Raw genomic sequence first — 14331 nt, 5'->3', positions numbered from 1 at the left:
TTACAGCACTCCCTTCGTTGAAGGCACTCCCGTCACCCGCGGATCAATGGATGTCGCTTCATCCAGTGCACGTCCCAGCGCTTTGAACACCGCCTCAATCATATGGTGGGTATTTTGCCCGTAGTGAACGATGACGTGTAGCGTCATGCGAGCCTCCAACGCAAATTTCCACAGAAACTCATGCACCAGCTCTGTCGAAAAGCTCCCTACCTGCTGTGATGGATACTCCGCACGATACTCGAAATGGGGCCGGTTACTCAGATCAATGACAACCTGTGCGAGCGCCTCATCCATTGGTACAAAGACGCTGGCATAGCGCTTGATTCCTTTTTTATCACCCAATGCTTCCAGCAAGGTTTGCCCCAGACAAATACCAATATCCTCTACGGTATGATGATCGTCGATATCCACATCCCCTCTGGCCTGTACATTCAGGTCAAAGTGTCCGTGCTTGGTGAACAAATCCAGCATGTGATTCAGAAAAGGAACATCCGTTTCAATCTCAGCTTGCCCTGTGCCGTCTACTGCAAAGGATAGCTGAATATCCGTTTCGTTCGTCTTTCGGCTGACGCTGCCTGTACGTCCTGCTACGTTATTTTCGTTCCCCATCGCCATCCACCGCCTTCTTTTCATTGTCCAATCGAACTTGTATCGCCCGTGCGTGACCTTCCAGTCCTTCATGGCGGGCAAGCTGCATAATCGTCTCTCCATTACGCAGCAGCGCTTCCTTGCTGTAATAGATCATACTCGACTTCTTAATAAAATCATCAATATCCACTGGCGAAGAAAACCGTGCCGTTCCATTCGTCGGAATAATGTGGTTAGGTCCGGCAAAATAATCGCCTACTGGCTCCGAGCTGTACGCTCCCAGGAAAATAGCTCCCGCATTTTCGATCAGACCCACATGCTCCATCGGCTGCTCTGTCATAATTTCCAAATGTTCTGGTGCCAGTCGGTTTACAATATGGATTCCCTCTTCCAAAGTGTCGACGACAATGATAGCCCCGTATGCCTCCACCGATGCAGCAGCAATATCTCTACGCGGTAGTTCTGCCAATTGGCGCTGTACTTCAGCTGATACTTCTTCGGCCAAGCGTTGCGAGGGCGTAACCAGTATGGCTGAGGCCATCTCGTCATGTTCCGCCTGTGAAAGCAGGTCAGCCGCTACATATGAGGCATTCGCCGTGTCGTCAGCCAACACGACAATTTCACTTGGTCCCGCTATACTGTCGATATCCACCGCGCCGTACACCTCGCGCTTCGCCAGCGCTACATAAATGTTACCTGGACCGCAAATTTTATCGACTGGTTCAATGCTATGTGTTCCGTAAGCGAGAGAAGCAATCGCCTGCGCTCCGCCAACCCTATATATTTCCGTTACACCAGCCTCTGCCGCAGCTACCAGTGTATATGGATCTATCCCTGCCTTGCCACCTGTCGCCGGGGGTGTCACCATGACAATCTCCGGTACACCAGCCACCTGAGCGGGAATGACATTCATCAGCACCGAGGATGGATAGGCTGCTTTACCACCCGGAACATACACGCCTACACGTTTCAACGGTCGGATAATTTGGCCGAGCAAGCTACCGTCTGGCTGTAAATCCATCCACGAATTACGTTTTTGCTTCATGTGAAAAGCACGGATATTATCCGCCGCTTCTCGAATCGCCTGTAAAAAAGAAGGCTCTACCTTGTCATATGCCGCCTTCAATTCTTCCTCCGTCACACGAAGTTGCTCTGCTGTCAGCGATACACCATCAAACGATTGCGTATACCGCAGGACAGCCTCATCCCCCTCTTGGCGTACCGACTGAATAATGGTACGCACAGCCTCATTTTGCTCAGGTGTGCCGTAATCCACCTCCCGTTGGAGACTGAAATCACGGGCTGATACGATCTTCATTTGTCCATTCCCCCTTACTTGCAAGCTTGCAGAATGCCCCTTTAACTATTGGCTTATTCCTTTAGTTCATTTACTCCCGGGGTACCACCGCATTTGGAATCACCTGATGCAATCGATCACACAATGCCTGAATCGAGCTGTTTTTCATCCGGTAGCTGACCCGATTGGCAATCAGACGACTGGTAATATCCAGTATGCTGATCTGCTCGACCAATCCATTCTCCCGCAAGGTCTGCCCCGTTTCTACCATATCAACAATGCGGTCTGCCAGACCAATTAACGGCGCCAGCTCAATGGAGCCATTCAGCTTAATAACTTCTACCTGCTGGCCTTGCTCCCGAAAATACTGGGAAGCCACGTTCGGATATTTTGTAGCGACCCGCTGACGAATACCTGGCTGCCAATCCGGTAAAGCAATCACCGACATCCGGCAACGAGCAATCCCGAGATCCAGCAGTTCATACACATCCTTGTTTTCTTCCAACAAAACATCCTTGCCCACAATGCCGATGTCCGCCGCTCCATACTCCACATACGTAGGAACATCGACGGGCTTCGCCATGATAAATTCCATGCCCAGCTCGGGCAGTGGGATGACCAGCTTGCGCGTTTCGTCCACATCCAGCGGAATGGGAACCCCTGCCCGGCGAAATAGCTCGGAAGCCTGCTTATAAATCCGTCCCTTTGGCATGGCTACCTTCAATATTTCCGTCATGGCAATTCCCTCCTTTGTACTGGCTGTCTTCCTTCGGCTGTATAGCTGTATACCTCTGCGTACAGGCCCTGCTGCTCACGACGTCGATCTTCCGGTCCGCCCGTGAGCCCTGTTACTACAGTAAGACCTGTTGCGCGTAGCTCTGCCGCTGCGGATAACGCCTCTTGGCGTCCCTGTTCGTCATAACGGATAAGTACAGGAAGCTTCGTCTCCATTTGGATACCATCCACACCATCGACGATCCGGTTTGTCTTCAATGCAAATCCCGTTGCAGGTACGGATCGACCAAACTGCTGAAGCAGATTGTCATAGCGACCCCCGTTGCATACCGGGAACCCAATCTCCGCCGCATAGCCCTCAAAAGTCATTCCAGTATAATATGAGAAATCTCCGATCATGGTAAGGTCTATTAACACATGCTCAGATACGCCGTAAGCCTCCAGTACTTCCCACACCTCGCACAAATGTGCAATGGATCGAATCGTCTGCTGCTCCACACTAAGACGGGTAGCCTGGTCACAAATTTCTTTTCCACCGCGCAACCGAAGAATAGCTTCCAGCTTATCCCGATGTTCAGGAGCCAAGCCCAAAGCTTCAATCGCTGTTCGGTAGCCCACCACATCACGACTGAGCAACAGTTCCTTTAGCGCTTGTTGTTCAGCCTGACGTCCTGGAATGATTTCCTCAAATAAGCCGTTCAGGAATCCCACATGTCCCATGGCAATTTTAAAAGAGGTCACCCCTGCTGCCTGTAATGATGCAATTGCCAATGCTACAACTTCTGCATCAGCCTCAGGTGAATCATCGCCCACCAGCTCCACACCCGTCTGAAAAAACTCCGCTTCTCTTCCTGCCTCTTCCTCAATCGCCCGAAATACATTTGCGTGATAGGAAAGTCGGAGTGGCACTTCCTCTTCCTTTAGCAACGAAGATACCACCCGTGCAATTGGAGCGGTCATATCCGATCGCAGCACCAGCGTGGTCCCCCGGTTATTGAGTAATTTAAACAGCTTTCGATCGGAAGTAGAACTAGCCACTCCCACCGTATCGTAGTATTCCATCGTAGGCGTCATAATCTGGCGGTAACCCCAGCGCTCCATGCATTCGAGTACATTCAGTTCAATGGCCCGCAGCTTCGACACTGCACGCGGAAGATAATCTCGAACCCCTACAGGGATCTCGAATCCTTTTGGCTTAGACATCTCTATCACCTCATGATTTCACAATATCTTTATCATGGTAAAGTGCTAACAAACTAAAGTATATTCGATATATTATCATGCCCTACTTGTGAACGTCAACCGAACGGAGTACCCCTTTTTTGCAGATTCGCCAAGCCGCTGCCCCTCTCAATATTTTATCCAATGCAAAATACATGAATTCTATACGAAAAACATCTATCAACGTACTTTCACGGAGCAAGATCAGCGCTTACGGTAATTTGTCTTGCCCATATAGAGCTGTTCAGCTTCACTGAAAATTTATAAATTCTATACTTTTTAAAAAAAAGACTGCCAGCTTTAAGCCAACAGTCCAAATTAAAATATTTAGCTATTCATCTGTTCATCTTTACTCCGGGAAGGAAATTTCGGAACCGTGCCCAAACCGATCCACGCAAATGGTACATATCGAAAACACAACGTCACAATCAACCATGAGCCAAACAACGCCAACAACCATCCACCCGCAACAGAGAAGATATATTCTACTGGCGTTCCATGCAAATCCAGCTTGCGATATACTCTCAATAACGCCGGGTGAAGTAAATAAATGCCGAATGAGCATGAGCCCAGCCAGCTGATTAACATTCGCAGCCTATCGTTAGCATGACGATATAATAAAACCGAGAACTGAAACAGCACCAACGCAGAGACAAGGGCATATGCATTATGGAGCAGTTCATAGATCAGCGAGTCTGCATAGATGGCTTCGCGATATGCTACAAACCATATTTGTACATATGCTATACCCAGGAGTAGCCAAGCCACCCACAAGCCCCACCAACTGATCAACTGTCCGCGTCTAATTACTGTACCTAACACCGGAAAAAGCCACTTTTTAAACCCTTCATATCCAATCGCTACAGCCGCACCCAAGGCAAAATAACTGATATACGTAATCGCAAGACTTCCTCTTTCCTCTTGCCAAACGTATTTGTTCAGCAATACAAACCCCCATTGAATGATTAACCCTACTGTCAAAATGACAAAGGCCGCTCTTCGTGGACTCGATATCCAATGACATAAGCGCTGCACTCCCCACAACAACAGCGGGAAAACCAAATAAAATTGGATGATGATGATGACATAATACAAATGCGTGTACGCCTTTCCCGTTAACAGCACGAGCGGAAGATCACTGAGCGGCATCAACCCGCGTGTTACCAAGGTCAAATAATACACAAGAGAAAACAAAACGTACGGTAATACAATAAACATCAGTCTTTTTCGGAAAAATATAAGCATATTCTTACCACGAAGCGGCCTATCGACATAATTGTAAAATAAAACAAACCCGCTCATAAAAATAAATACCGGCACTGCAAAGCTACTAAACATATTTAAAAATAAAAAAGGATAAAACAATAGAGAATGACGCGCATCAATTAAAGCCATTGAAGTCGCATGAATGGTAACAACGGCTGCAATTAATATTCCTCGGTAAATATCAAGCTCTGGTATACGTTCTTTTTTGACCAAATCAACACGCTCCCATATCGCTTTGCAAATAAGTCTGTTATCAATTTTTAAACATAATTAACATGCATTACCCCACTTATTATACAGAAAAACAACATAAGAAAGACCCCTTAATACATAAGGGGTCTTTCTTATTGTGCTATTTACTACTCATTCCCACCAGAGCGTCTTAAATCACGCAACGGATTGCCACCCACAAATGCACCTGCGGGCACGTCTTTATGCACGACCGCTCCGGCCGCTACGATAGCTCCGTCACCGATGGTGACACCCGGCAAAATGGTTGTGTTGGCGCCGATCAGCACATGATCCCCAATCACCACTTTACCGATACGATATTCATGTATGAGGTATTCATGAGCTAGTATCGTCGTGTTATACCCAATGACCGAATTGTTCCCTATTGTAATATACTCTGGAAAAAAAACATCCACCATCACCATCAGGCCGAAGGCCGCATGTTGCCCCACCTTCATCCCCAGCACTCTGCGGTAAATGACGTTTTTCAGAGAAAGCACAGGACAATACCGGGCAATCTGTATGAAAATAAAGTTCTTAATGCCTTTCCAGCGGCTCACCGTCCGATAAATCTGCCACAACGCATTGGGACCTTCTACAGGATAGCGGTTCACCTTTCTCACGATACATTGACACCTTGAAGCTCCAGCTTCAGCAAATCCCGCATATCATGCAACATGTAGTCTGGCCCATATCCGCGCAGAGTTTCCTCACCCTTGAGCGACCAAGCTACGCCTGCCGATTTCACGCCTGCTGCCTGAGCTGACAAAATATCAAAAGAACTGTCTCCGACCATCAATGTGTGCTCTGCTTCAGCATTCAAGCCTGCCAATGCCTTGAGCACTGGCTCAGCGTGTGGCTTGGGATGCTCCACATCGTCTACCGTCACAATATAGTCCATAGAGGAAGTCAGATTGAACAGATTAAGTACACGTATCGTGGATGGTCTTATTTTGGTTGTTACAACCCCCAGTTTAATCCCTCTCGCACGCAACTCCTGAATAACCTCAATGACATATGGAAATGGCTTCACCATTTGATCATGATGAATCTGATTATAAGCACGGTAGTCCTTAACTAGCCCAGATACATCCGTTAATCCCGAAAAAGTACGGAGTTGATCATCCAGCGTTCCACCCATATGAGGAATAATATGCTCCCGCGTCAGCGGATCAGCATCCGGATGATTCAAAATGTGTAGAAATGTGCTGATGATCAGTTCATTCGTATCCATGATGGTGCCGTCTAAATCAAACAAAATCGTATTTATCATAGATGCTCCTTCTTGTCCTCGTCCGTGTCTTCCTTAGGTAGCTTATCCGCCGTGGCTGTTGGAGGAACCGCATCTTGTCCTGGACGGGATACCTGCTCTGGCATCACGTCAGGTACCTGATCAATCCCCGCTTTGCTGGAGATAATCGGATCGCTATAACGAGCAACAGATGTGCCCTTCCGGCGACGAACCAAGATGAAAATCACGGCAGCTACAACAATAAAGATAGGCAGCAATTGTGAGATCCGTACATTACCGTAACTCGGGTCCAGATGCCCTGGTTCAAACCCTAGCCACACCATAGGAGACCACAAAGCATTCACAAAGGAGGCCAGCCAATCCGGTCCCTGAAAAGCCAAACTGTCCGTCCGTACACGCTCGATGAAGAAACGGCCAATTGAGTACCAAATGAAGTAAAATGCAAACATTTCGCCTGCACGCACAAATCTCATACGACGAATGACGAGCAGCAAAATCACACCTACAATACTCCACAGTGATTCATATAAAAATGTAGGGTGATGGAACACCCCATTAACATTCATCTGATTCACAATGAAATCCGGCAGATGGAGCTGATTTCGCAAGAATGTCTCTTCCGTCGGTCCACCGTAGGCTTCCTGATTGACAAAATTACCCCAGCGTCCAATCGCTTGACCGATCAGTAGGCCTGGCGCACAAATATCAGCGATACGCCAGAAGTTATACCCTTTATACCGGAAATAAATGACCGCACATATAATGGCCCCGATCAAGGCACCGTATATCGCAATACCGCCATTCCAAATTTTAAAAACATCCCATAGATTATCTCGGTAGTCTTCCCATTTGAAGGCTACATAATAAATACGCGCTCCAATAATAGCTGAGGGAACACCCAGAAGCAGCATATCCATAAAAAAGTCCTGCGGAATACCGAATCTTTTTCCTTCACGGATGGCGAGATATAAACCCACAAGCGCCGCCAGCCCCAAAATAAGCCCATACCAATGGACCTTGATTGCCCCGATTGAAAAAGCGATCGGATTCAGCAGTAATGTTGCCGTTGACATATGTTTCTCTCACTCCTCGTTCTTCCTTGCAAACGAACAAACCCTAATCCATCTCTTCCATATCTTCAGAAATCGTAGCAGTCAGCTTGTTTGTAAATTGCAGGGCTGCATTAACACCCATTTGTTTCAAACGATAGTTCATCGCCGCCACCTCGATAATAACAGCCAAGTTACGGCCCGGACGAACTGGAATCGTAACCAGTGGAACATCTGTATCAATAATGCGTGTCGTTTCTTCATCAAGACCCAGACGGTCATACTGCTTGTCCTGCTGCCATGCCTCCAGACGAACAACCAATGTAATCCGTTTGTTATTACGAACTGCACCGGCCCCAAACAGCGTCATCACATTAATAATGCCCACGCCGCGAATTTCCAACAGGTGACGGATCAGCTCAGGTGCTGTACCATGCAGCTGAAAATCGGACGTTTGCCGAATTTCTACCGCGTCATCTGCTACCAAGCGATGTCCACGTTTGACCAGTTCCAGTGCCGTTTCACTTTTACCAATTCCACTACTTCCTGTGATAAGCATTCCCACGCCATACACGTCACACAGTACACCATGAATAGTCGCTGTAGGAGCCAGCTTTCTTTCGAGAAAGCCTGTGATGCGGCTTGATAAAATCGTCGTCGCCATATTAGTGCGCAGTACAGGAATATCTCGCTCTGCACTCGCCTCCACTAACTCAGCCGGTACCTCCAGACCACGTGTGATAATAATGCATGGAGTCAGCTCTGTACACAGACGCTCCATCCGATCCCGCCGTTCCTCAGGAGGAAGCATCCCCAGAAAAGCCAACTCAGACCTTCCCAGAAGCTGTACCCGCTCTTGTGTATGATATTCAAAATACCCGGCCATCTCCAGACCTGGGCGATTCAAATCGTCCACTGTGATCAGTCTTCGCAGACCTTTTTCGCCGGAAATAACCTCCATTTGAAACTGCTGTACAAGCTCGGATACCTTTACCTGTTTAGCCATTGTATTCTCCCCTTCATCTGCAAAACCGGATTCTATACGTCATTTGATTTATGTAGCTTTACTCTATTAACCATACAACCCAACGCCAGTCTATCCTGCGCCAATCCACACTCCACTTGATTTAACACTATGGTTCCAGGCTAACTCCATTCCGCCAGCTGGGTTGATCCCATCTAGGACTCCTGCCAACGATCCTACATCTAGACCTGTCCATTGTACCCATCGTATCGGAATTTTCCAATGAATGCAATGCCGAAGCTAGTAGCCGTATGCGATATATAAAAAGAGTCGCAGTTCTCCGCTCGGGGAAAACTGCGACTCTCTTCCAGAGGCAAATTTTATTCGCCAACCAGAACACTCAATTCCGATTCCTTATCAAAAATATGAACCTTGTTCATATCAACAGCCAACTTCGCTTTGACACCATCACGAGTATTGGAGCGTCCGTCTACACGGGCAATAATCGTATCATTTCCAGCACCGCTCAGGTACAACAGCATTTCATGACCGAGGTTTTCCGTTACGTCCACAGTGGATGTAAAGATCGTATTCGGAGAAGCCTCCAAGAATACAGGCTCTTCATGAATATCCTCAGGACGGATACCCAAGATCACTTCTTTACCGATATAGCCCTTCGCTTTTAAAATCTGTCCTTTACCTTCTGGTACGAACAGATCCAGACCCGGCGCAGCAAAATGCAATGCACCTTCTTTTTCAACCAACTTACCTGTGATAAAGTTCATCGTAGGAGAACCGATAAAACCAGCTACGAACAGATTCACTGGACGGTTGTACAGTTCATCTGGGGATGCAGCTTGTTGGATAATACCATCCTTCATAACTACAATCCGATCGCCCATCGTCATGGCTTCGACCTGGTCATGGGTTACGTAGATAACAGTCGTTTCCAGACGCTTAGCCAGTTTCGTGATTTCCGCACGCATCTGACCACGCAGCTTGGCATCCAAGTTGGACAGTGGCTCATCCATCAAGAACACTTGCGGGTCACGCACAATCGCACGTCCCAAGGCAACACGCTGGCGTTGACCACCTGATAACGCTTTCGGCTTGCGATCCAGCAGATGCTCAATATCAAGGATTTTAGCCGCTTCACGTACACGTTTGTCAATTTCTTCTTTCTTCACCTTACGGAGTTTCAGACCAAAAGCCATGTTTTGATATACATTCATATGCGGATACAAGGCATAGGATTGGAATACCATCGCGATATCGCGGTCCTTTGGAGCCACGTCGTTCACAACACGATCTCCAATGTACAATTTACCGTCTGAAATTTCCTCCAGACCAGCGATCATGCGGAGCGTAGTAGATTTACCACAACCGGAAGGACCAACCAATACGAGAAACTCTTTATCTTGAATGTCCAAATTGACATCAACAACCGTAGCTTTATCTGCACCCGGATATTTTTTGAAAATATGCTCTAAACGTACACCAGCCATAGCTTTTGCCTCCCTAAGATCAAGTTATGAAATCGAATACATTTCTTACTTGTATCTTACCCTAGTCCCCGTAGCATGGCTATTCGCAAACTGCACAAAAATGCTATTTCCTTTTTGTCACTTTGTACAATAGAAGATAGAGCTTGACTAAAACCGCATCATTAAACGTCCGCACGTCCAATCCAGTCTCCTGTTTGATCTTGTCCAAACGGTAAATCAACGTATTTCGATGCACATATAGACGCTTAGCTGTCTCACTCACATTACAATCCAGTTGAAAAAAGATATCTAATGTAGCCATCGTTTCTGAGTCTTCCAGTATGACAGATGACTTCATTACCTGCTCTAAAAATAGTACGCGTTGTTCCTTGGGAATGCGGTTTAACAGCCTTTCCAAATGAAGCTCCCATGAAAAGTGGATGTGCTCTGTTACATGAAAAATCTTACCCAAATGTATGGTCTCCCATAACAAATTCAGCTCTTGGGGAAGACTTTGCAAAGGGACTGAAGGCTTTGAAACCGCCAAATGGAATACACCCACCCACTCATTCGCAATAAGCTCATATAGACCCAAGCTAAAGGCTGTAAGAACCTCCTCCAACGATTCTGTAAAATCTGCATCCCTAGACTCAGTGTCTTTATCCCGTTCATCGTCCGCTCCTAGTAAAAGCTCCTTTTTAGCCATAATCAGCCAAGAATGTTCGTCCAATGGAGTAAGCAACACATCCCCTCCAAAATAGCTCGCGAACAATCGATGAAGCTGCGTATAAGTAATAGCCCCCTCCTGTGTTCCCTCGCCATTCAGTAAAATCGGAACCATACACGCTGATAGCGAATCACGAAGCTGCAATTCATCTGGAACCTCTTCTTCCCTGTTTAGATTGGCAGCCTGCTGTATAAGCCATTGTCCAAAACGATTCATGCGCTCTTCCTCGCTATAAACCGGGTTGTCCGACAATTGTGGACCGTTCTGCCAGACCTGCTCCATGTTCCCCAATAGCGCTTCTACCAGTTTCCGTTCTCGATCCGTCAAATATCTGGCCTCTACCACAAAGGCAGCCAGTTCACCTGCCGACGCACGAAATGGAAAATATAACTTGTTGTCACGAACAAACGATCTATCCGGAATAACTGAATCGGCTGTCTCTCCCTCTGCCATCATTTCCGGGCACCAAGGCACTATGGTAAAAGGCGCTTGAATAATATTCTGAAGCTGTTGCTGAATCCATTCTGTATCCAGAGTCACGCGATCACCACTTCACTTTTTTTAGAATATAGAATAAGCACTAAGCGAACATAATGAACTCATTATAACCTGTCGATACCGTAAAATAAAAAAGCTATATAAAAACATAGCTTAAAACAATACAAAAAAAGCCATCAACCTATAGTTGATGACTTCTGATGAGCCATGAAGGACTCGAACCTTCGACACCCTGATTAAAAGTCAGGTGCTCTACCAACTGAGCTAATGGCTCGTAAAACTGGTGGAGGATGATGGATTCGAACCACCGAACCCGTAAGGGAGCAGATTTACAGTCTGATGCGTTTGGCCACTTCGCTAATCCTCCATATAAAGGTGGCTCGGGACGGAATCGAACCGCCGACACGAGGATTTTCAGTCCTCTGCTCTACCGACTGAGCTACCGAGCCATATCCATTAACAAAAAAATAAAGTGCGGAGGGATACCCCTTCCCACTTTAGTACGGTAAAACTATTGAATTGAAAAATGGCGGAACTGACGGGATTCGAACCCGCGATCTCCTGCGTGACAGGCAGGCATGTTAGGCCTCTACACCACAGTTCCCTGGATTTTTCAAAATTCAAAAATGGTGCCGGCGAGAGGACTTGAACCCCCAACCTACTGATTACAAGTCAGTTGCTCTACCAGTTGAGCTACACCGGCACAATGGTGGAGGCTGAGGGGATCGAACCCCCGACCCTCTGCTTGTAAGGCAGATGCTCTCCCAGCTGAGCTAAGCCTCCTGGGTATGTATGGTAGCGGCGGAGGGGATCGAACCCCCGACCTCACGGGTATGAACCGTACGCTCTAGCCAGCTGAGCTACACCGCCATAACATAATATTTCGCCAGTTTGTCCTAAATGGCGGAGAGAGAGGGATTCGAACCCTCGCACCACTTTCGCAGTCTAACCCCTTAGCAGAGGGTCCCCTTATAGCCACTTGGGTATCTCTCCATATAAATGGACTCACTTAGCAAAACTCCGCAAGTTATTCTGTATCTCAACAAAGTGATTTGGAATATCAAGCGCAATTTCAAGGTTACACCCTGAAAACTGGATCCGAAACTCATTTGCGTTTTATCTTTAGGATAAGCCCTCGACCGATTAGTATTGGTCAGCTCCATGCATTACTGCACTTCCACCCCCAACCTATCTACCTCGTCGTCTTCAAGGGGTCTTACGAATTGGGAAATCTCATCTTGAGGGGGGCTTCACGCTTAGATGCTTTCAGCGCTTATCCCTTCCGTACATAGCTACCCAGCGGTGCTCCTGGCGGAACAACTGGTACACCAGCGGTACGTCCATCCCGGTCCTCTCGTACTAAGGACAGCTCCTCTCAAATTTCCTACGCCCACGACAGATAGGGACCGAACTGTCTCACGACGTTCTGAACCCAGCTCGCGTACCGCTTTAATGGGCGAACAGCCCAACCCTTGGGACCTACTTCAGCCCCAGGATGCGATGAGCCGACATCGAGGTGCCAAACCTCCCCGTCGATGTGGACTCTTGGGGGAGATAAGCCTGTTATCCCCAGGGTAGCTTTTATCCGTTGAGCGATGGCCCTTCCATGCGGTACCACCGGATCACTAAGCCCGACTTTCGTCCCTGCTCGACTTGTAGGTCTCGCAGTCAAGCTCCCTTCTGCCTTTGCACTCTTCGAATGATTTCCAACCATTCTGAGGGAACCTTGGGGCGCCTCCGTTACTCTTTAGGAGGCGACCGCCCCAGTCAAACTGCCCACCTGACACTGTCCTCGTACCGGATCACGGTACCAAGTTAGAACCTAGATACGATCAGGGTGGTATCCCAAGGATGCCTCCCCTCAAGCTGGCGCTCAAGGCTCAACGGCTCCCACCTATCCTGTACAGATCGTACCCAAATTCAATATCAAGCTGCAGTAAAGCTCCATGGGGTCTTTCCGTCTTGTCGCGGGTAACCTGCATCTTCACAGGTATTAAAATTTCACCGGATCTCTCGTTGAGACAGCGCCCAAGTCGTTACGCCATTCGTGCGGGTCAGAATTTACCTGACAAGGAATTTCGCTACCTTAGGACCGTTATAGTTACGGCCGCCGTTTACTGGGGCTTCGGTTCATAGCTTCGCCCGAAGGCTTACCACTCCCCTTAACCTTCCAGCACCGGGCAGGCGTCAGCCCGTATACTTCGCCTTGCGGCTTCGCACAGACCTGTGTTTTTGCTAAACAGTCGCTTGGGCCTTTTCACTGCGGCCCCCTCGGGCTATTCACCCTACCGAGGCACCCCTTCTCCCGAAGTTACGGGGTCATTTTGCCGAGTTCCTTAACGAGAGTTCTTCCGCGCGCCTTAGAATTCTCTTCTCGCCTACCTGTGTCGGTTTGCGGTACGGGCACCTTCTCCTGGCTAGAGGCTTTTCTTGGCAGTCTGAGATCATGACCTTCGCTACTATAATTTTCGCTCCCCATCACAGCCCAGCCTTACGATGTGCGGATTTGCCTACACACCAGCCTCACTGCTTAGACGGACATCCATCAGTCCGCGTCACTACCCTACTGCGTCACCCCATCGCTCATAACGGATTACGGTGGTACAGGAATTTCGACCTGTTGTCCTTCGACTACGCCTATCGGCCTCGCCTTAGGTCCCGACTTACCCTGAGCGGACGAACCTTCCTCAGGAACCCTTAGGCTTTCGGCGGATCTGATTCTCACAGATCTTTTCGTTACTCATACCGGCATTCTCACTTGAATGCAGTCCAGCGCTCCTTACGGTACACCTTCAACCCGCATTCAACGCTCCCCTACCCCTGATGCAAGCATCAAGCCATAGCTTCGGTGGTGTGTTTAGCCCCGTTACATTTTCGGCGCAGAGTCACTCGACCAGTGAGCTATTACGCACTCTTTCAATGGTGGCTGCTTCTAAGCCAACATCCTGGTTGTCTGTGCAACTCCACATCCTTTCCCACTTAACACACACTTGGGGACCTTAGCTGATGGTCTGGGCTG

At 48.0% G+C, this 14331-nt stretch carries 11 protein-coding genes, 8 tRNA genes and 1 rRNA gene (1 of these 20 cut by a window edge); all 20 read right to left on the bottom strand.

The features are described from left to right. Positions 1–609 carry an imidazoleglycerol-phosphate dehydratase HisB gene (gene hisB / locus NSQ68_RS00870; RefSeq protein WP_029519009.1) on the bottom strand — a complete coding sequence of 203 codons (609 nt, stop codon included), beginning with the start codon at positions 607–609 and terminating at the stop codon, positions 1–3. Continuing rightward, complete coding sequence (gene hisD / locus NSQ68_RS00865; RefSeq protein ID WP_342427675.1) at positions 593–1906, bottom strand: histidinol dehydrogenase; 1314 nt, start codon at positions 1904–1906, stop codon at positions 593–595. Before hisD ends, hisB begins: the two co-directional genes overlap by 17 nt. Before the next feature lie 70 nt (positions 1907–1976). Continuing rightward, positions 1977–2621, bottom strand: coding sequence for an ATP phosphoribosyltransferase (gene hisG / locus NSQ68_RS00860; RefSeq protein WP_342427674.1), 645 nt, complete (start codon positions 2619–2621; stop codon positions 1977–1979). After that, positions 2618–3823, bottom strand: a complete 1206-nt coding sequence (locus NSQ68_RS00855; protein WP_342427673.1) for an ATP phosphoribosyltransferase regulatory subunit — start codon at positions 3821–3823, stop codon at positions 2618–2620. The genes hisG and NSQ68_RS00855 overlap by 4 nt, the downstream gene beginning before the upstream one ends. Positions 3824–4168: 345 nt before the next feature. Then, on the bottom strand, positions 4169–5320 hold the full coding sequence (locus NSQ68_RS00850) for an acyltransferase (RefSeq protein WP_342427672.1): 1152 nt from the start codon (positions 5318–5320) through the stop codon (positions 4169–4171). Positions 5321–5466: 146 nt separating this feature from the next. After that, positions 5467–5961 carry an acyltransferase gene (locus NSQ68_RS00845; protein ID WP_307353684.1) on the bottom strand — a complete coding sequence of 165 codons (495 nt, stop codon included), beginning with the start codon at positions 5959–5961 and terminating at the stop codon, positions 5467–5469. Then, a complete protein-coding gene (ppaX, locus tag NSQ68_RS00840) occupies positions 5958–6611 on the bottom strand; it encodes a pyrophosphatase PpaX (RefSeq protein WP_250241730.1) in 654 nt (217 codons plus the stop codon). The genes NSQ68_RS00845 and ppaX overlap by 4 nt, the downstream gene beginning before the upstream one ends. Next, positions 6608–7663: a prolipoprotein diacylglyceryl transferase gene (gene lgt / locus NSQ68_RS00835; protein ID WP_307353683.1), complete on the bottom strand. Its 1056-nt coding sequence runs from the start codon at positions 7661–7663 to the stop codon at positions 6608–6610. Before lgt ends, ppaX begins: the two co-directional genes overlap by 4 nt. Positions 7664–7706: 43 nt before the next feature. Next, a complete protein-coding gene (hprK, locus tag NSQ68_RS00830; protein WP_013308232.1) occupies positions 7707–8645 on the bottom strand; it encodes an HPr(Ser) kinase/phosphatase in 939 nt (312 codons plus the stop codon). A gap of 338 nt (positions 8646–8983) precedes the next feature. Next, positions 8984–10108 carry a sn-glycerol-3-phosphate ABC transporter ATP-binding protein UgpC gene (gene ugpC / locus NSQ68_RS00825; protein WP_029519022.1) on the bottom strand — a complete coding sequence of 375 codons (1125 nt, stop codon included), beginning with the start codon at positions 10106–10108 and terminating at the stop codon, positions 8984–8986. A gap of 103 nt (positions 10109–10211) precedes the next feature. Beyond that, positions 10212–11354 (bottom strand): helix-turn-helix domain-containing protein, encoded by a 1143-nt coding sequence (locus tag NSQ68_RS00820; protein WP_307353681.1) that lies wholly within the window; start codon positions 11352–11354, stop codon positions 10212–10214. Positions 11355–11513: 159 nt separating this feature from the next. Continuing rightward, positions 11514–11586 (bottom strand) — tRNA-Lys (locus NSQ68_RS00815). Between the two features lie 7 nt (positions 11587–11593). Continuing rightward, positions 11594–11679: transfer RNA gene (locus NSQ68_RS00810), tRNA-Tyr, on the bottom strand. A 9-nt stretch (positions 11680–11688) separates the two neighbouring features. Beyond that, positions 11689–11761: transfer RNA gene (locus tag NSQ68_RS00805), tRNA-Phe, on the bottom strand. Positions 11762–11839: 78 nt separating this feature from the next. Continuing rightward, positions 11840–11916, bottom strand: a tRNA-Asp gene (locus tag NSQ68_RS00800). A 23-nt stretch (positions 11917–11939) separates the two neighbouring features. Further along, a tRNA-Thr gene (locus NSQ68_RS00795) sits at positions 11940–12015 on the bottom strand. 4 nt (positions 12016–12019) lie between these two features. Continuing rightward, positions 12020–12095, bottom strand: a tRNA-Val gene (locus NSQ68_RS00790). Between the two features lie 10 nt (positions 12096–12105). Beyond that, positions 12106–12182: transfer RNA gene (locus tag NSQ68_RS00785), tRNA-Met, on the bottom strand. Between the two features lie 31 nt (positions 12183–12213). Further along, positions 12214–12305 (bottom strand) — tRNA-Ser (locus tag NSQ68_RS00780). Positions 12306–12435: 130 nt separating this feature from the next. Beyond that, a 23S ribosomal RNA gene (locus NSQ68_RS00775) occupies positions 12436–14331 on the bottom strand; it runs 1049 nt beyond the window's last position.

Source organism: Paenibacillus sp. FSL L8-0158, from assembly GCF_038592965.1.
In the GTDB taxonomy this organism is placed as follows: domain Bacteria; phylum Bacillota; class Bacilli; order Paenibacillales; family Paenibacillaceae; genus Paenibacillus; species Paenibacillus polymyxa_D.
This window is presented reverse-complemented; position numbering and strand designations above follow the sequence as displayed.